Origin of the sequence: Paraburkholderia sp. MM6662-R1 (assembly GCF_050436245.1) — a bacterium.
Lineage (GTDB): Bacteria > Pseudomonadota > Gammaproteobacteria > Burkholderiales > Burkholderiaceae > Paraburkholderia > Paraburkholderia tuberum.
In genome coordinates this window covers 1,515,666-1,534,303 of record NZ_JBNDLV010000004.1, presented here as the reverse complement: position 1 = coordinate 1,534,303, position 18,638 = coordinate 1,515,666, and the positions used below count along the sequence as shown (strand labels likewise).

The 18,638-nt window shown below is 61.9% G+C and carries 15 protein-coding genes and 1 pseudogene; 1 reads left to right on the top strand and 15 read right to left on the bottom strand.

Annotated elements, in window-relative coordinates:
• Nucleotides 1-214: 214 nt before the first annotated feature.
• The 6 genes and pseudogenes from OKW39_RS36965 to OKW39_RS36940 all read right to left on the bottom strand — a co-directional run bounded on the left by OKW39_RS36965 (nt 215) and on the right by OKW39_RS36940 (nt 7,730).
• Nucleotides 215-1,318 (bottom strand): YjgN family protein, encoded by a 1,104-nt coding sequence (locus OKW39_RS36965; protein ID WP_429333011.1) that lies wholly within the window; start codon nt 1,316-1,318, stop codon nt 215-217.
• Nucleotides 1,319-1,944: 626 nt separating this feature from the next.
• A pseudogene (locus tag OKW39_RS36960) lies at nt 1,945-2,322 on the bottom strand (PLP-dependent aminotransferase family protein); the annotation flags it as partial.
• Nucleotides 2,322-3,494 carry an NAD(P)/FAD-dependent oxidoreductase gene (locus OKW39_RS36955; RefSeq protein WP_429564877.1) on the bottom strand — a complete coding sequence of 391 codons (1,173 nt, stop codon included), beginning with the start codon at nt 3,492-3,494 and terminating at the stop codon, nt 2,322-2,324. The pseudogene OKW39_RS36960 and the gene OKW39_RS36955, both read right to left, overlap by 1 nt.
• Before the next feature lie 156 nt (nt 3,495-3,650).
• The gene (amaB, locus tag OKW39_RS36950; RefSeq protein WP_429333013.1) at nt 3,651-5,150 is read right to left on the bottom strand and encodes an L-piperidine-6-carboxylate dehydrogenase; all 1,500 of its coding nucleotides are present in this window, start codon (nt 5,148-5,150) and stop codon (nt 3,651-3,653) included.
• Between the two features lie 171 nt (nt 5,151-5,321).
• On the bottom strand, nt 5,322-6,233 hold the full coding sequence (locus OKW39_RS36945) for a LysR family transcriptional regulator (protein ID WP_429564876.1): 912 nt from the start codon (nt 6,231-6,233) through the stop codon (nt 5,322-5,324).
• Between the two features lie 114 nt (nt 6,234-6,347).
• Complete coding sequence (locus OKW39_RS36940; RefSeq protein ID WP_429292065.1) at nt 6,348-7,730, bottom strand: MFS transporter; 1,383 nt, start codon at nt 7,728-7,730, stop codon at nt 6,348-6,350.
• Nucleotides 7,731-7,944: 214 nt separating this feature from the next.
• Between OKW39_RS36940 and OKW39_RS36935 the strand changes: the two genes are divergently transcribed.
• Nucleotides 7,945-8,115, top strand: coding sequence for a hypothetical protein (locus OKW39_RS36935; protein WP_184068939.1), 171 nt, complete (start codon nt 7,945-7,947; stop codon nt 8,113-8,115).
• 37 nt (nt 8,116-8,152) lie between these two features.
• Here OKW39_RS36935 and OKW39_RS36930 read toward each other — a convergent pair whose 3' ends face one another.
• The 9 genes from OKW39_RS36930 to norR all read right to left on the bottom strand — a co-directional run bounded on the left by OKW39_RS36930 (nt 8,153) and on the right by norR (nt 18,543).
• A complete protein-coding gene (locus OKW39_RS36930; RefSeq protein WP_090808510.1) occupies nt 8,153-9,451 on the bottom strand; it encodes an MFS transporter in 1,299 nt (432 codons plus the stop codon).
• 48 nt (nt 9,452-9,499) lie between these two features.
• Nucleotides 9,500-10,801: a family 43 glycosylhydrolase gene (locus OKW39_RS36925; RefSeq protein ID WP_429564875.1), complete on the bottom strand. Its 1,302-nt coding sequence runs from the start codon at nt 10,799-10,801 to the stop codon at nt 9,500-9,502.
• Nucleotide 10,802: 1 nt separating this feature from the next.
• Complete coding sequence (locus tag OKW39_RS36920; protein WP_429564874.1) at nt 10,803-11,120, bottom strand: family 43 glycosylhydrolase; 318 nt, start codon at nt 11,118-11,120, stop codon at nt 10,803-10,805.
• Nucleotides 11,121-11,290: 170 nt separating this feature from the next.
• Nucleotides 11,291-12,109, bottom strand: a complete 819-nt coding sequence (locus tag OKW39_RS36915) for an HpcH/HpaI aldolase/citrate lyase family protein (protein ID WP_429564873.1) — start codon at nt 12,107-12,109, stop codon at nt 11,291-11,293.
• Nucleotides 12,106-13,494 (bottom strand): MmgE/PrpD family protein, encoded by a 1,389-nt coding sequence (locus tag OKW39_RS36910; protein WP_429333015.1) that lies wholly within the window; start codon nt 13,492-13,494, stop codon nt 12,106-12,108. Before OKW39_RS36910 ends, OKW39_RS36915 begins: the two co-directional genes overlap by 4 nt.
• Before the next feature lie 15 nt (nt 13,495-13,509).
• A complete protein-coding gene (locus OKW39_RS36905) occupies nt 13,510-14,688 on the bottom strand; it encodes a CaiB/BaiF CoA transferase family protein (protein ID WP_429564872.1) in 1,179 nt (392 codons plus the stop codon).
• A 16-nt stretch (nt 14,689-14,704) separates the two neighbouring features.
• A complete protein-coding gene (locus OKW39_RS36900) occupies nt 14,705-15,868 on the bottom strand; it encodes an acyl-CoA dehydrogenase family protein (RefSeq protein WP_429564871.1) in 1,164 nt (387 codons plus the stop codon).
• An 18-nt stretch (nt 15,869-15,886) separates the two neighbouring features.
• Entirely contained in the window at nt 15,887-16,729 is an 843-nt protein-coding gene (locus OKW39_RS36895) for an FAS1-like dehydratase domain-containing protein (RefSeq protein WP_187614394.1), read from the bottom strand.
• A 218-nt stretch (nt 16,730-16,947) separates the two neighbouring features.
• Nucleotides 16,948-18,543 carry a nitric oxide reductase transcriptional regulator NorR gene (gene norR / locus OKW39_RS36890; protein ID WP_429564870.1) on the bottom strand — a complete coding sequence of 532 codons (1,596 nt, stop codon included), beginning with the start codon at nt 18,541-18,543 and terminating at the stop codon, nt 16,948-16,950.
• Nucleotides 18,544-18,638 lie beyond the last annotated feature (95 nt).

Below are 18,638 nucleotides of genomic sequence, written 5' to 3'. Positions count from 1 at the left end.
TTCCACAATTCTCCAGGCGCGAATTTTCCGCTTCGCTTCCCCCTGTTGTCCACAGATTTTGGGCACAAGCTTGTGGACAACCTGCGCATGACTGCGCTAACTCATTGAGCGTACTGCGTTTCGCGCTCGCGCCTGAGATGAGTCGCGTGTCCCATTACTTGTCGCACATCGTGCGCCCTCCGCCCATTGCCGCGCTCTCAACGCGAGTCCAATCTCAGAAGGCGCCACCATGATCGAGCAGATTCAGCATGCCCTCGCCAGTCAGCGGCGCCGCCACGGTGCTTTGCCCCAGCATATGCGGATCGAGGTAGCCGGAAACCTGCAGCGTGTCGACGGCAAAGCGCATCAGCCGATGCAGCACGATTGGTGTCCCAAGGCCGAGGGTGAACACGATGATCGCAAGGTTGCCGCACTGCAAACTGAGCAGACGCGCCACGCTGACGTTACTGCCGAAATGCAATTGCGAGCCGAGCGACGTATTGCCCATCACGTGGCGCGTCAGCGCGGCGACATAGAAGCCGCGGATCAGCATCGTGCCGATGGAGAACAGCGCATAAAACAAAAACAGCGATCCGAGCGCGGCCCGCGACGGCGCCGTACTCGCCCCCGGCACCTGGCCGACATGCATCGATGCGAGAGCGCCCTTCAGAAACACCATGAACAGCACCGCGAACAACACGACCACGCCGACGAACGTAACGAGGAACAGACCGTAGACGACCCACGCGCGCCCCTTGAAGCGAAACGCCAGGCTACCGAAGCTGCTCGCGTTGATGCGGCACTCCATTAGACGCATCGATGTCCACGGCATCATCTGGCCAAGCGTGACAACGCACAACAGCGCGTACAGCAACGCGCGCACGCCGAAGCCGAGCGCCGAGCCGGTCATGCCGCCGCGAATACCGCACCACTGCGTCCGGCTCAGCCGATAGCGCTGCGCGCCGAAAAACGCACCCGCCGCGAGCACGACGATCAGCAGATACAACGCGATGACAGGCAGCGAACCGAGTGCCGCGCTTTTCGTCAGCATGCGCAAGACCACGCTTAGCGCGCCAGCCGCGAACACCGCGCTGAACACGACCACGATCGCGAACAGAAAGCCCTTGAATAGCTCGCCCCCGGTGCCCGTGTACTCGAAGCGCTCGTCCTGAAACCGCATGCGCGACCAGACATATCGGCGGTTGTTCGTGGTCGCCCAGAAGCGGTAAATACCGAGCGTCACGATTTGCAGCACAAGGTTTCTGAAAAAGATGCCGTAGAGGTCGCCGAGCGTGCCGTCGTAGATCAGCAGCGGCCGCTTCTCGTCGAGTGAATTCATTGCGTTGCCCCCTTTTCCTCATTTAACGTTTTTGTGGCCCACTCACGCATTCTCCTGCGGCACTCATATGCGGCATGCATGGGCGAACGCGACGGGCGACGATGCTTTCCCGTGCGAAAGCCGACTCGTATGGCGCGAACCCGTGTAAAACCTGTCTTTCAGACATTCCGGGAATCACGCAAAACGGAAGCCGGCCGGCAAGCACGATAATTACACGGTTTCTTATCTTTATAAATGGCATTTCCGCATATAAATCGACCACTTCCATTACAAGATTTGGCAACGCCCGAATTTATTCGAATTGCATAATCTTGAGATTAAGACGTGCAATAACGATTTCATTGGGGGCAATCATTGGAGGGTCCACTCGCGCGTACGCGCCGTTCGACGTGGCAATCCCGAGCGGTTTCATCTGCGGCTTGCCACGATCGGTCTCATAGAAGGCACGCGCGGACGAAAACGATTGCGTATTCGAACTCAACGCGATTCGCGATTAATCAGGAATGCGGTGAATTCTGTTAAAGCACCACAATTTTTGGCATTTGGATAAAAAAACCCGGCTGCACATTAGATGCTCGCCGGGTAATCTGCCGCATTCCACTGATTGTGTTGATGCAATCAGGATTTTATTGCTCGTCGAAGTACTGCTCGAGCGCGCGGTTCATTCGGTGCACGCCGGTTTCAATCTCCTCCACACCCGGCACGAACATCACGTTCTGTTCGATGCACGCGCGCAGATAGTCGGACGCATCGCGTGCCGCGTTCAGACGCGCCCACACGAACATGCCGCCGGCCGGACGATGAAATGCGATGTGCCGCGCGAGATGCGTGTCGAGCGCATCGCATAGCGCGCGGCATTTGACGGAATACGCATCGACAATGCGCGGCAGATGCCGCTCCAACCTGCCGCTCGCGAGGTACTCGGCGGCAATCGCCTGGGTCCTGGGCGCGCTGCATAGATCGACGGTCTGCTTGGCGACCACGCATCGAGCCATATAAGGCGCTACACCACGTTCTTTTCGACGATCGGCCGGTTTTCGAGCACGCGCGCAAAGCTTAGTGAACTGAGATCGAGCGTCGCATAGCGGCCATGCAGAACCAATTCGCTGATGCCGCGTCCGGTTGCCGGCCCTTGCTGCAAACCGTGGCCGCTGAAGCCGTTCGCGAAAATGCAGTTATCGATATCCGGGTGATGGCCAATGATCGCGTTCTGATCGAGCACGTTGTATTCGTAATAGCCGGACCAGCAGTTCTGCACGCGCAGCGCCTCGAATTGCGGCACGCGATTGGCGAGCGTCGGCCAGATCACGTCGTCGAATAGCACGTGATCGACTTCATCGAGCGGTAGATCGTCGGGATCGTTATCGGCCGACGGCGACGTGCCGCAGATATACGAATTGCCTTCAGGCCGGAAGTACACGCCGCTCGGATCGATCAGCAGCGGACAGCGTTCAAGCTTTGCCGGCGACGTGACGTTGAAGATACTGCGCCGCCGCGCATAGACGGGCAGATCGATGCCGGCCATCTGTGCGACCTTGCGCGACCATGCGCCGGCCGCGTTGACGACGACGTCGCAAGCATAGGTCTCACCGTCCGCGGTTTGTACCTGCGTGACGCGATTGCCCTCGCGATGCAGCGCGGTGACGTCTGCCGCGACATAGCGCGCGCCGAGCGCCTGCGCTTTCTTGCGCAGCGCCTGTACTAAACCGTAACCGTCGAACCAGCCCTCGCCGCTTTCGCCATAAGCGCCGGCAACGAGGTCGTCGGTATTGAGCCAAGGGAAGCGCGTTTGCAAGCCATGCGTGTCGAGCAGGCTGATATCTGCGCCGAGGCTTTTTTGCAGCGCGTGATTCTCGCGCAGCGTCGCTTCACCGGCAGGTGTCGCGAGAAACAGGTAGCCGCCTTCGTGCAGATCGATCGAGGGCCGGGTGCCGTCGACTTCGAGCCGCTCGCCGATCGAGCGAAGAAACTCGATGCCGAACAGCGACATCTGAATGGAAAGCGGCGTAGAAAACTGCTGCCGGATCGACGCCGCCGACAAGGCCGACGACGAACGCGCATAGGTCGGGTCGCGCTCGATTACCGTGACGCCGACTGTCGGATCGGACAGCCGCAAGAAATACGCAATCGAACTGCCGATCACCCCACCGCCGACGATCACGACTTTCGAACTCACGTCTTACTCCACGAGTAACGTGGCCGCTCCGGAACGCCGGGCGGCGCAAACGGATTGCTATCTGGAATGCGCGGCCGTGGCGCGCCGGACGGCGACGGCGGCGCACCGGCATCAACGCGATGCGCCGCCAACGTTTACGACGTCACACTTGCGCGCTCAGTCGAGATTGAAGTCGATACCCTGCGCAAGCGGCAACGCCGACGAGTAGTTCACGGTATTGGTCGCGCGACGCATATAAGCCTTCCACGCATCCGAACCCGACTCGCGCCCGCCGCCCGTTTCCTTTTCGCCGCCAAACGCACCGCCGATCTCCGCACCGCTCGGTCCGATGTTGACGTTCGCGATGCCGCAGTCGCTGCCCGACGCGGACACGAAGCGTTCCGCTTCGCGCAGGTCGCTCGTGAACACGCACGACGACAAGCCGTGATGCGCTGCGTTGTTCGCCTCGACCGCATCGGCGAAATCGGCATAGCGCAGCACGTACAGAATTGGCGCGAACGTTTCCTTCAGCACGACCGACGTTTGCGACGGCATCTCGACGATGGCCGGACGCACGTAGTAGCCGCCCTCATAACCCTTCACTTCGACTCGCTCGCCGCCGAACACGTTGCCGCCCTCGGCCTTCGCCTGCTGCAGCGCTTCCTGCATGCGGTCGAACGATTGACGGTCGATCAGCGGCCCCATCAGCGCGCCCTTTTCGAGCGGATTGCCGATCGGCACGCGGCTATACAACTGCTTCAGACGCTCGACGGTCTTCTCGTACACGCTGTCGTGCACGAACAGACGCCGCAGCGACGTGCAGCGCTGACCGGCCGTACCGACCGCCGAGAACAGGATGCCGCGCATCGCGAGTTCATGGTCGGCCGTCTGCGTGACGATGCCGGCGTTGTTGCCACCGAGTTCGAGCAGCGAGCGGCCGAAGCGCTTCGCCACTTCGACGCCAACCTTGCGACCCATTTCCGTGCTGCCCGTCGCGCTGACGATCGACGCGCGCGGATCGGCCACGAGCTTTTCGCCCACGTCGCGCCCGCCGTTGATCAATGCGGCCAGGCCGGCTGGCGCGTCGCCGAATTCCTTCAGCGCGTCTTCGAGAATCCTGTTCACAGCCAGCGCCGAGAGCGGCGTCTTTTCCGACGGCTTCCAGATCACCGCGTTGCCACACACCAGCGCGAGCGCCGCATTCCATGACCAGACCGCCACCGGGAAATTGAACGCCGAGATCACGACGCAGGTGCCGAGCGGATGCCACGACTCCGCCATCCGATGACCCGGGCGCTCGGACGCGATCGTCAAACCGTACAGCTGACGCGACAGACCGACCGCGAAATCGCAGATGTCGATCATTTCCTGCACTTCGCCCATGCCTTCCTGCAGGATCTTGCCCGTCTCCAGCGAGACGAGGCTGCCGAGCGCCTGCTTCTGTTCGCGCAGCCGATTGCCGAGCAGCCGCACCAGCTCGCCGCGGCGCGGCGCCGGCACGTTACGCCACACGGCAAACGCGTCTTTGGCCCGGGCGAGCGCCGCGTCGACCTCGACCGCCGTCTGGCTGGCCACACGGCCGATGAGCTCGCCGGTGATCGGCGAATGAACGGCGATATCGCCGGCTTGCGCGGCTTGGGCAATGCCGAGATCCGCGAGGATAGTGGACGCGTCCATGTGAACCCCTTTAATTTCCGATACGAAACAAGAGTAAGTTCGGAAACTATACACGCCGGTTTTTGTGACGGCAAGAAGATGGTTGGGAATGAAATACCGGTTGACAAAAGGGGGCGCGATGTTTCCAGAAGGAAACTTCGTCAGACTTCGGGCGGGTGTTACGCCCGCGCGTCAAGCATCTGACCCGCCATCCTCCTCCAGCACCGCCATCAACCGGTCGACCAGCACACGCGCGAACGGCGGCAAGTCCTTCAGACTGCGCACGCAGATCTTCAGCTTGCGCACGGCCCACGGATCGGTCAGGCCGACGATCGCGATCTGCATCGTCTTTCTGTGCCGCAGCGCGACCGACTCCGGCACGATGCCGATTCCGACACCCGCCTCGATCATCCGGCACGCGGCCTCGAAGTTGCCGACCTGGATGCGAAGTTTGAGACGCGCGCCGAGCGCATCGGCGGCACTCGTGATGAACGCGTGAATCGCGCTCGACGTCGGCAGGCTCACGAAGTTCGCGTTCAGCACCTGCGAAAAATCGACCGACGCTTGTCTCGCGAACGGATGCTCGCACGACGTAACCAGCACGAGCCGATCGTCGCGATATGGCAGCATCTGCAGATGCTCGGCATGCACATTGCCCGCGACGATGCCGATATCGGTCGCGCTGTCGGCGACGCCCTTGACGATCTCGCCGCTCAGCACTTCGCGCAGATCGATGTTCACGTCCGGGTGATCGCGCAGGAAACGGCTCAGCACGGCCGGCAGAAACTCGCTGATCGCGGTCGTGTTGGCCCAGATGCGCACGTGGCCCTTGATGCCCTCGCCATACTCCTGCATGTCGCCGGCCAGATGCTCGACGCGTTCGAGCACGAGCCGCGCGTGATGCACGAAGGCTTCGCCCGCGGGTGTCGGCGTCACGCCCTGGCTGGTTCGATAGAGCAGCTTGATGCCGAGTTGCTCCTCGAGATTCTTGACCCGGTTGCTGGCGGCCGGCGCCGACAGGTGCGAACGCTCCGCCGCACGCGCGAGGTTGCGCGTGTCGGCGATATGCAGGAGCAGGCGTAAATCGACGAAATCGAAGTGCATGATGAAAGCTGCTAGCGAAGCATGCGCAAAGCAAACTTTCATCTTAACCAGGTGAAGTGAAAATTTAGCCGGGGAAAGATCCGAATCGACAGATCACCTTGATGCGCGCACGGCTCAAGCCGACTCTCGCATCATCTCCGCTTGCGGTATCAGCTCGGCATCGGGCGAAATCTCTTCGAGCGTCTGCTGACTCGTTTCGATGCGCAGCGCGAGAATCGCGATACTCAGCAACAACAGCACGCCACCGACCATCGTCAGCACACCCGTCACGCCGAACTCCGTGTAGAGCAGCAGCGCGACGTAGGGTGTCGACATCGACGCCGCGCGGCCGCACGTGCCGGCCACGCCGGTGCCGCGCAAGCGATGCGCGGTCGGAAATAGCTCGGGGATATAGCCGAACAGGCCGAGCGTGCAGACCGTGTAGATCGTCGTGACGAGCGCGAAACCGACGACCGCGATCGGCACTGGCGCGCGCATCTGCACGTAGACGAAGCCGAGCACGATCGTTGCAAGCGAGAACAGCACGATGCCGTTGCGTCGCCCCAGGCGGTCCGTCACGAGATAACCGACGACAGCGCCGGCCGGCGCACCGAACGACATCAGCAGCACGAAGCCAAGCGACTGCACGATGGTCAGGCCTTCCTTGACGAAGAACGTCGGCAGCCACGCGACGAAACCGTACAGCGACATGTTGATCGCCATGCAGGTCAGCGCGGCGACCAGCGTGCGGCCGATCATGCCGCGCGCGAACAGCGCCGAGAACGGCGCGGCCGGCACCTCGTGACTGACCACGCGCGAAACCGGCGGCAACTTGCCGACGCGCGCCTCGACCTGTCGCTCGATTGCCGAGACGGTGGCCTCCGCCTCTTCGAGCCGGCCGACCGTTTCGAGCCAGCGCGGCGACTCCGGCATCCGATGCCGCAGGAACCACACGACCATCGCGCCAACCCCCGCGATCGCGAACATGTAGCGCCAGCCGAGATGTGGAATTACCCAATAGCCGACTGCGGTCGCGCCGAGCAAACCGGAGTTGATGATCAGCGCGAGCAGCGCGGTCCAGCGGCCGCGTGTGGCGGGTGGCACGAACTCACACAGCGTGCCGGCCGCGACCACGAGTTCGGCGCCAAGGCCAATGCCCATGACGAAGCGCAGCAGAATCAGCCAGTAGATGTTCGGCGCGAAGCAGGCGGCGAGCGACGCGATGCCGAAGATCGCGAGATTGGCCTGATACGAATAGCGTCGACCGAAGCGGTCGCCGAGATAGCCTGCCAGCCCCGCGCCGATCATCATGCCCATGAAGGTCGCGGAGATGAAGAACGAGCCGAGGCGGAGATCGGTGAAGCCGGTTTTGACCATCGCCGCGAGCGCGCCGTTGGCGAGATAGATGTCGAAGGCGTCGAGGAAAGCACCCGCGCCGATCAGGCCGAGGATGTTCCAGTGGAAGCGGGTGATCGGCAGGCGGTCGAGGCGTGCGCCGGAGTTGATGGGGGCTGGCAAATTGTGTCTCCTGTCTTTTTAGGCTGCGCGCGGGCGAGAGGCGCGAGCGCGGAACAGTTCTGCGAGACCGCCTTCGTTCGATGTGGCGGCTCGGGGCAGAGCGCTGAACGGCCGTTGTCGGATCGTGCAGGGCCGTTGGCTTCAAGAGTGCGACAGGTGACGTGGGCTGGGAATTGGGCTTTTTGGAGGTGAGTGTTCCGGTTTGCTTAAGGGAATGGTAAAGAAGCGATTTGCATACCCGAAAGGCGGCAGCGCCGAACCGCAGCGCGAGGTCAAAGCCCTCGAGAACGAGATCGTCGAAATGGTCGCGCGCGATGAACTCGATTTCGAGTTCAGGATGCGCATCCATGAACTGATCGAGTCGTTGCCCAAAGCCGGTGACTGAGCCGGAATTATCGCCGGCTCAAGCCCCGTCGCGCCATTTATCCCGCTGTCCGGTTCTGCACGGGCACGTCTGCGCCGGCGCTGCGTGTGACAGAGTCGCTGAGGTCCGTCCTCGTATTGATGAACCAGGCGGAGACCGAAGCCAACAAGAAGCAGCCGACGAAGAGGTGGAATACGACATTGAAGTCGTCATTCGTCCTGGTCAGGATGTAACCGACGATCAGCGGGGAAAGAAATCCTGCCAGCTGACCCGCCGCATTGACAAAGCCGATTGCCGACCCGACGACCTTGTTCGGCAGCGCGACGTTCGGGATGGTGTAGAGCGAACAGCCGGCCATGGTTGAGAAGAAGTAGCCGATCGTCTGAAAGAATACCGCCGTTTCCGCGGTCTCCGCATGGGCCGTCAGATAGGCAAAGATGGCGGCCACGACGCAGCCGAGGACGACAAGCAATTCGCGACGATTGCGGAAGAACTTGTCGGAAAGAAAGCCCGTGATGCAATAGGCAATCGTGCCGACGAGAAATGGCACCGACGCCATAATGCCCATTCTGGCCGTCGAAAGGCCGCGCGCTTTCAGCAGATACGTCGGGAACCAGCTCATGATGCCCCACGAGGCGATGCTGAAAACGAACAAGGTGACGAAGCACCACCAGACCAGCGGCGTTTTCACCAAACCAGCAAAATCCGCTTTGCCGGCAGAGGCAGACAAAGACTTTTCGCTGGTACCGATTTCCTCCAATTCGATCTTCGAAACGTGCTTGCTGTCTTTCGGGCTGTTTCTGATATAGATCCAGCCGAATACGGCCATCGCGACACCGGGTATGAACAGACTCGTGAAAATCGCGCGCCATCCCCACGCGGCCATCACGGCCGCCACGAACAGCGGCGCCAATGCGGGTCCCAGTGCATTAGTGGTCATCATCAGCCCGGTTGCCCGTCCCACTTCGCGCTTTGGGAACCACGCCGACAGTGCCTTGAACGCGGCGGGAGGAAAAAGCGCTTCGCCGATGCCAAACGCGACCCGCACCACCAGCATCAAGCCGAGCGAATTGCACAGTCCGGTAAGCGCGGTGAAAATCGTCCACCAGGTGATGCCGATCGTCGTCATCAGCCGCGGACCGAATCTGTCTGCAAGCAGGCCAGCCGGGATCTGACATAGCGCGTAGCTAAAGAAGAACGCGCTCAGGATTCCACCCATTTCCATCGCGGACAGATGAAACTCGGACGCAATGAATGGAATAGCCGCTGCCATGATCATTCTGTCCATGTAACAGAGCAGATAGATTGCGAACAAAATAAACAGCACGAGGTAGCGATGTCTCCAACGAAAGCGCATGAGATCTTCCTTATTATTAAATGACAGCGATGACACGAAATCCGAGCTTTAGCCGATCAATTGGCGGTACGAGAACGACTTGAAATCGGCAGGCTCGCGAAAGCCAAGCATGTCGTTGACGGTGATACCCGCGAATGCCCCCGTGAAGCCGATGGGGGTTGCATATTCATCGCTGAGTTTCGTGAAATCCTTTTCCAGTTCAAGGTCCTTCCAGTCACCGTGCGTCAAGCGATAGAAGAAGCGCAGTTTCGCGTCCACGACGCGAATCCGCAGTTCGATCCCGGTGGCCTCGGGCAGCGTCGCCAGTCGATTGCTGTAGGCGAAGCTGCCGGCATCCATTTCCATGTAGGACAGGATTTTTGTGCCGTCGTCGTCGCGCGTGACGAACAGATAGAAGAAGGTGTTCTCGTCGTAACGCGCCATGAGCCCAGCCATGTGCAGATATGACCTGGGTGAAAATTCCAGCGCGGTTTCGACTTCGAACTGCCAGTCACGGATGCGACAGGCCAACAAGCTTTGATGGAACCGCGAAGTCGGCGACTCTTGCCCCCTTATCCGCAGATAGCCCGGACGTTCGTGAAGATTGCACCAGTCGTCGCCGATGGGGATGCGCAGACTCTGCAGTTCCAGGGGCAGCGCGGCACGTTGTCCGAAATCGATCGTCCAACTGCTGTCGAGCCTTTGCTCGATATCCGAGCCGATCGCAAAAGATTCGGCGGGAACCACTCCGCCACTGGCGAGGCGGGGCCAGTCGGCATGCCATTCGATAGGTGCGACACAGGTTTCACGGCCTAGCGGCGAGCGCTTCGTGTGCGCATCGATTGGTCTCGATCCGAGGTACGTCATGTACCACTGGCCGTTGGGACCCTCGACCAGATTGCCGTGGCCGGTCCGCTGAATCCGTCCATTCGCGTCGCGCGACGTGAGCATCGGCGTATCAGGATGAAACTCGTATGGACCGAAAATGCCGCGGGACCTGGATACACACGTTGCATGTGTATAGCCTGTGCCCCCCTCCGCTGTGATCAGGTAGTACCAGTCTCCCTTCTTCAGCAAATGCGGAGCCTCGTAGATCTGACATTTCATGAAGTAATCGGTCTTGAGGTTGGCGCCTTTATAGATGACGTGCTCTTCGCCGATCAGCTTTTCCTCCTGCACCGAGTATTCCCGCAGAACGATTCCGACGAACAGGTCTTCGTAGATACCTCTGAAATCGCGCCGGATATAGGCGAGCCACTTTTTGCCAGATTCGTCGTGGAACAGGGATGGATCGTATCCACCGGACACGAGATGCACGGGCTCCGACCAGGGTCCGGTGATGTCCGGGGCGGTGACGAGGTAGTTGTGCATGTCACGAAGCGGAGAGATCTTCTGCTCGCGCTTTCCATGCCTTGGTGTCGGTATAGACGAGCCAATAAAGACCGTCGTGATAGGAGAGGGCTGGCGCCCATATGCCTCCGGAGGGCTGCTCTCCGATCAGGTTCAATTGCGATAGTCTGTCGAGAGGCGTGGCCTTGAGTTCCCAGTTGACGAAATCTTTTGATTCGTAAATGAGAACGCCCGGATACCATTCAAACGTTGAAACCGCGATATGCCACGCATCCTTGCCACGGCACACGCAAGGATCCGGGTTGAAGCCGCGCAGAACTGGATTTTGAATAGTACTCATCGGGAGGGTATTTTTTGACGTGCTGAGAGGAACAGATCTTCTTCATCGACAACGTTGCGAACGGAAACTTTCTGTCGAAATGTGTTACCGATAACAATTTAATCTAGCATGTGACCTGCTAACTATTCAAGTGCGACGATGGGGGGTAGGGGCGACGGAAAACCGCATTGTCAGAAGCTTTCGGAATCGCCCACAACCTTCCGCGCCCGCAGAATCACCGGCATATCGACCATCCTCCCATCCACGGCAACCGCGGCGCCATGGCTCGCCTCGACAGCCGCAAGCACGCGTTGCGCCCACTCCACCTCGGCGTCACTCCATGCATACGCGCGATGCACCGGCTCGATCTGCTTCGGATGAATGCAAAGCTTGCCGCCGAAACCGAACCGCCGGCCGCGCCGCGCATCAGCTTGCACCGCATCAGCATCGGTAATGGTCGTCGACACGCCATCCACCGGCGCACCAATGCCAGCCAGCCTCGACGCAAGCACGATCTGCGAGCGAAACAGATGCAACTCCTCGCCATCCCCATCGATGCCGAGATCGATCTGAAAATCCAGCGTACCGAAGACGATACGCAGCACGCGCGGCGCGCAGCATAACTCCGCAAGATTCGCGAACCCGCGCGCAGTCTCGACAATCGGCAGCACGCTCAACGCCGGATGCGCGTTCGCCAGCACCGCGTTGATCTGTTCGCGCGTCTGAGCCTTCGGCAGCACGATTCCGGCCACGCCGGTCTGCCCAACGAGCGCCGCAACGTCATCTGGAAACCATGGCGTATCCGAGCCATTGATACGCACCCAGGCGGCCCGCGATGCGTTAGCCGACACCGCGGCCACAACCGCCGCACGCGCCGGCACCTTCTGATCCGGCTGCACCGCGTCTTCCAGATCGAGAATCACCGCATCCGCGCCGGCCGCATAAGCCTTGTCAAACCGCTCAGGCCGATTCCCAGGCACGAACAGATACGACCGGGGCAACGCGCTCATGCCGCCACCATCGTGCGCGAAGTTGCATCGAATACCGAGCCAATCTGCTTCTCTTCGGCAATCTGCCATGCGCGGCGAAGCAGTTGCGCCGCCTCCTCTTCGCTAGCCGCACCCGAAAACGCCGCCAGCCGATGCAGCTTCGTCGCAATCTCGTCGCGCGACAAGGTATTGCCTGGATCGCCCTTCGGCTCATCGACACGTCCATCGAACACGCGGCCGTCGGTCGTCGTCACCGTGACCTTGCCGATCCAGCGTGCGGGATAGGCGGCGTCGACTTCAGCGTCGAGCGCCATTGTGACCTTGTCGCGAAACGCGGCGATCTCGCTCGCGTCGAAACCCTGCTCGAATTCGGTCACGCCGGCATAGCCGTGATGCGCGACCAGCCCGAGCACTGTGCCCATGTTGAACTTCGCCTGATGTACGGTGCGCGGCGCGACCACGGGACCGAGCACATCGATCGCGCCTTGATGCACGTGCGCGACGACCTTCGCGATGTCGCGCGGCGCGAAACGATGCGTCTGCACGACGGCGAGCAGCGCATCGGCGGCCGGATGCGTATGGCGGCACGCCGCGTGATACTTGAACGACGTCTCCGCGGTCGCCCAGCGGCTGCCAAGCCGATCGACGAGGCGCGCCGGATCGGCGTCGCTCGACATGCCCGCGGCCATGCCCTGGGCGCCTTCGAGAATGTGCGTCGCGCCCTTGAAGCCGTCGGCGGCGAGTTGCGCGGCCATCAGGCCGTTCGCGGCGGCCATCGCGGTGTGCAGTTGCTTCGAGTCGGCGGCGTCGCGCAGAAATTCCCATAGGCCGCTCGCCTGCGTGCCCGCCGAGCCGAACGCATCGAGCATTTGGGACGGCAACAAACCCAGCAAGCGTCCTGCCGTTGCCGCGGCCGCGACCGTGCCGACCGTGCCCGTGGTGTGAAACACCTTGTAGTGCGAGCGCCCGAGAAATTCGCCGATGCGAATGCCGACCTCGTATCCCGCCACCGCCGCCGCGATGAAGTCGCGCCCCGACGCTCGCTTTGCCTGTGCCAACGCAAGCGCAACCGGAAACACCACGGTCGCCGGATGAAACACCGAGCCATTGTGCACATCGTCCTGTTCGGCGAAATGCGATGCGGCGCCGTTGATCATCGCGGCGAAATACGGCGTGGTTCGACCGCGGTCGATCAGCACCTCGCAGAGGCCCTCGTTCGTCGCCCCGGCTGCCGCGCGTGCGAACCGCGCGATCGTCTCGACCGGGCGCGCGCCTTTGCCGGCCAGCGCCGAGCCGAGCCAATCGACGTACAGGTTGACGGTACGCTCGACGACCCCGTGCGGGATGCGGTCGAAGTCGAGTTGCGCGGCGAAAGTGGCAAGCGTGAGACTGGGATGGTCGTTCATGGGGTCGTTACCGAATCAGATCGTGCCCGCCGCGCGCAGCGCGTCGATACGCCCATTGTCGTAGCCGAGCTCACGCAGAATTGCTTCCGTATGTTGACCAAGCGTGGGCACAGGGTCCATTCGCGGCTCGAGGTCGGAAGGCAGACCGGGCGGCCGCAATGCGGGTATCGTCCCCGTTGCCGTGCCGACTTCCTGCCAGCGCTCGCGCGCCTTCAGTTGCGGATGCGCCCACACGTCGGCGAGCGTATTCATCTGCGCGTTCGCGATGCCTGCCTCATCGAGTCGATCGATCACGTGCGCCGCGCTCTGCTTCGCGAACGCCGCGACGATCACCTCGCGCAGGGCGTCGCGCGCCGCAGTGCGTTTCGAGTTCGATGCGAAGCGTTCGTCGGTTGCCAGTTCAGGGTGTTCGAGCACGCGCTCGCAGAACAGCTTCCATTCGCGTTCGTTCTGCAGGCCAAGCATGACCGTCTTGCCGTCGCCAGCGGGAAACGGGCCATAAGGATAGATCGTTGCATGCGCGGCGCCCGCAAGCGCGGGCTGCGACTGACCGTCGATCGCGTAGTAGAGCGGATAACCCATCCACTCGACCATGCTCTCGAGCATCGATACATCGATGCGGCAACCGCGCCCTGTGCGCCCACGCTGCAACAGCGCGCTCAGGATGTTCGAATACGCGTACATGCCCGCCGCGATATCGGCGATCGAACAGCCCGCTTTCGCTGGCGCGCCGGGCGAACCGGTGATCGACAGGAAGCCGGACTCGCTTTGAATCAGCAGGTCGTACGCCTTCTTGTCGCGATACGGACCGTCCGCGCCGTAGCCGGAAATATCGCAGACGATCAACTTCGGATACTTGTGGCTCAATGTGCCGTAGCCGAGGCCAAGCCGTTCGGCCGCGCCTGGCGCGAGGTTCTGCACGAGCACGTCGGCATCGGCAACCAATGCATCGAGAATCCCGGCCGCCGCGGGCTGCTTCAGATCGAGCGAAAGACTCTCCTTCGAGCGATTGGTCCACACGAAGTGGGACGACAGCCCATGCACACGTTCGTCATAGCCGCGCGCGAAATCGCCGACGCCGGGCCGTTCGATCTTGATCACGCGCGCCCCGAGATCGGCCAGTTGACGCGTGCAGAACGGCGCGGCAATCGCGTGTTCGAGCGTGATGACCTTGATACCGTCGAGTGGTCTCATGATGTCCGTCAGCGGGTCAGAACGAACGCGGCAGCCCGAGGATATGCTCGGCCACGTACGAGAGAATCAGATTGGTCGATATCGGCGCGACTTGATACAGACGCGTTTCACGAAACTTGCGCTCGACGTCGTACTCGCACGCGAAGCCGAAGCCGCCGTGAAATTGCAGGCACGCATTGGCCGCTTCCCACGACGCATCCGCCGCGAGCAGCTTCGCCATATTCGCCTGCGCACCGCACGGTTGATGTGCGTCGAAACGACGTGCCGCTTCGAAGCGCATCAGGCTCGCTGCCTCGACGTTGATGAACGAGCGCGCGATCGGAAACTGCACGCCCTGGTTCTGTCCGATCGGCCGGCCGAACACGACGCGCTCCTTCGCGTATTCGGTGACTTTATCGACAAACCAGTAACCGTCGCCGATGCATTCCGCGGCGATCAGCGTGCGCTCCGCGTTCAGGCCATCGAGAATGTATTTGAAGCCTTGCCCTTCCTCGCCGATCCGATTCTCGGCCGGAATTTCGAGGTTGTCGAAAAAGAGCTCGTTGGTCTCGTGATTGACCATGTTCAGAATCGGCTGCACGGTCAGGCCATGACCGATCGCCTCGCGCAGATCGACGATGAAGATCGACATGCCCTCTGATTTCCTCTTCACGTCCGCGAGCGAAGTGGTGCGTGCGAGCAGAATCATCAGGTCCGAGTGTTGCACGCGCGAGATCCACACCTTCTGACCGTTGATCACGTAACGGTCACCGCGCCGCTCCGCGGTCGTCTTGATCTTCGTCGTATCGGTGCCGGTGGTCGGCTCGGTCACGCCCATCGATTGCAAACGCAGGTCGCCGTTCGCGATCTTCGGCAGATACCTGCGCTTCTGTTCTTCCGAACCGTGCCGCAGCAGCGTGCCCATGTTGTACATCTGCCCGTGGCACGCGCCCGAGTTGCCGCCCGCGCGATTGATCTCCTCCATGATCACCGACGCTTCCGTGAGCCCGAGCCCCGAGCCGCCGAAGTCCTGCGGAATCAGCGCGGCGAGCCAGCCGGCCTTCGTCAGCGCCTCGACGAACTCTTCCGGATAGCCGCGCGCCTCGTCGATCTTGCGAAAGTACTCGCCGGAAAACTGCTGACACAGATCGCGCACGGCCTCGCGAATGTCCTGGAACGAATCGTGTTGCGTGGTTTGCATAGTCGGGTCTCGCGGAATTCAGGCGAGCGCGGCGGTCGCGCGCATGGTCAGATAACCTTCGTGGTCCTTCGCCCACAGGTCGATGGTCTTGCCGTCGGCGGCGGGCTTGCCGCATACCGTGAACGGCTGGTCCGCGAACGTGGGGCGAAGCGCGCGAAACGCGAAGCTTTGCAGCGTCGCTTGCGGCAGTTCTCGGCGCACGAGATCGACCAGCAGCGTCGCGATCAGCGGGCCATGCACGACGAGGCCCGGATAGCCTTCGACCTGCGTGACATAAGGATGGTCGTAGTGAATGCGATGGCCGTTGAAAGTCAGCGCCGAGTAGCGCAACAGCATCACGGCATCGGCGTCGATCGTGCGGCGCCATGTTTCGTCTTCGGGCGCGGGCGCCGGCTGTTGCGGCCGCGCGCCCTCCTGGGGCGCGTCGCGATAGACGATGTCGTGCTCCTCTTCGAGCTTCAACTCGCCATCGACTTCGATCGTATGTTGCACGGTGACGAACACGAGGCGGCCCGAGCGGCCGGTCTTGTCCTCGATATTGGCGATCGTCGACGTGCGCCGCGCATGCTCGCCGATCTTCAGCGGCGCATGAAACGTGAGCCGGCCGCCAGCCCACATGCGGCGCGGCAGTGGCACGGGCGGCAGAAAACCGCCACGCTTCGGATGTCCGTCGGGACCGACTTCGGAGAGCGGCGCGACCGGCAGAAAGTACAGCCAGTGCCACAACGGCGGTACGGTGTTACCGCTTTCCTCGCGATCGAGCGTGGCGGCAAGCGCCTTCAATGGAAACGCGGTGATGTCGTCTTCGGCCACCGCCTGCTTGTTGAGCCAATCGTCGAGTTTCTCTGGGGCAGCGGACATGACAAAGTCTCCAGATTCAGTGTGTTGGTCCTCGTTAGGACCCACTATGACCGACGCGCTGCGTTCCGCGAAGTTCGATTTTCCGAAGCGGGCCTTTGTTTTTCGTTAAGACGTTGAGCCCAGCGAGGGGCGCTGACGATCTGTTGTCAGCGCGATCGGCGGTTCGATGTGGCTTGACCTTCGTGCCGGGCCGCGACGGCACCCCTGCGCCTGTTCGCTCATTTGAGCCCGAGCCGTTTAGCCAGCCGATTCAGATTCGCCCGGTCCAGCCCCAGCTCGCGCGCGACCGCCGCCCAGTTCTGCCTGTTGCGGATCAGCGCTTCGAGAACGAGATTGCGTTCGAACTCGGTGACCGCGCTGCGAAAGTCTTTCGTCTCGCTTTCCTCGCTCTGCGTGGCGATTTGATTGGCTTCATGATCTCGTGCGTCCGACAACGCGAAGTCCGCGGCCGTCAACGTCAGAATACGGCGGCGCTCACGATTGGCCGCCAACGCTTTCAGCGCACTACGTCCGATCAGATGCTCCAGTTCGCGCACATTGCCGGGCCATGTGTAGTGCAGCAATGCGGCCTGCGCGTCAGCCGCAAGACGCAGGCTCAGCAAACCGAGCCGGGAGCGATTGTCTTCGAGGAAGAAGCCCGCCAGCAGTAGCACGTCGCGGCCACGCTCGCGCAACGGCGGCACGCGCAGCGGATACACGCTGAGGCGATGATAGAGGTCGGCGCGAAAGCGGCCCGCGCGCACTTCTTCGGCGAGGTCGCGATTGGTTGCGGCGATGAGCCGCACGTCGACTCTGTGTTCGTGGTCCGAGCCGATGCGCTGCAACTGGCCGTTCTGCAGCACGCGCAACAGCTTTGCCTGCACCGCGAGGGGCAACTCACCGACTTCGTCGAGGAAAATGGTGCCGCCGTGCGCGAGTTCGAACTTGCCGCGTCGATCCGCCGAGGCTCCCGAAAACGCGCCGCGCACGTGCCCAAACAGTTCGCTCTCGACGAGCGTATCGGGCAACGCCGCGCAGTTCAGGCTGATCAGCGGCTTGTTCGCGCGTGGCGACAGCGCGTGGATCGCATTGGCGACAAGTTCCTTGCCGACGCCGGTCTCGCCGGTGACGAGCACGGTCAGATCGCTGGCGGCCACTACCTCGATCTCCTTGATCATGCGGCGATGCGCGTCGCTGCTGCCGATCAGCTCGCGCCGGCTCTCGCTGCTCGCCAGCCGATACGCTTCCGCGCGGCGCTGCGCCTCCTCGCCATTGCGCGCCAACGCGTCGATGCGTTCGACGACGCTCACGGTCGCGGCCGCGAGGCCGAGAAACGCCTGCAGCGAGGCCATGTCGAGTGTGTCGAAGCGCGCCGGGTCGAGTGCGTCGAGCGTGAGCAAGCCCCAAGGCTCGCCGCGGATGAACAGCGGGCACCCCAGACAGTCGTGCACTTCGAGGTGCCCGGGCGCCATGCCTTGCACGAGGCCATCGTAGGGATCGGGCAGATCGGAGTCGGCGGCGAAGCGCGTCGGCCCTGGCTGGGCCAGCAGCTCCTGAAAGCGCGGATGCTCGGCGACGCGAAAACGCCGCCCGAGCGTATCGCTGCTCAAGCCGTCGATGGCGAGCGGCACCAGCGTATCGCCTTCGAGGCGTAGCAGAGCCGCCGCGTCGCCCGGAAATAGCGAGCGCAGCGCGCTGAGCAGCCGCCGATAACGCTCGCGCTCGGACAGCTCGCGCGACAGGTCGAGAATCAGCGGGGTAAGAACATCGAGGACCGCCCCTGTAGTCAGATCGACTGCGGATTGAGTCTTTTCGACTAGGGTCGAATGAACCATCTTAATTGCCAGATCGTTGATCTAAATGCATTTTATACCTGGCACGAATCGTGGGTAGTAGACGCAGTCTGCCGAAACCGGCTGTGACATTCGCT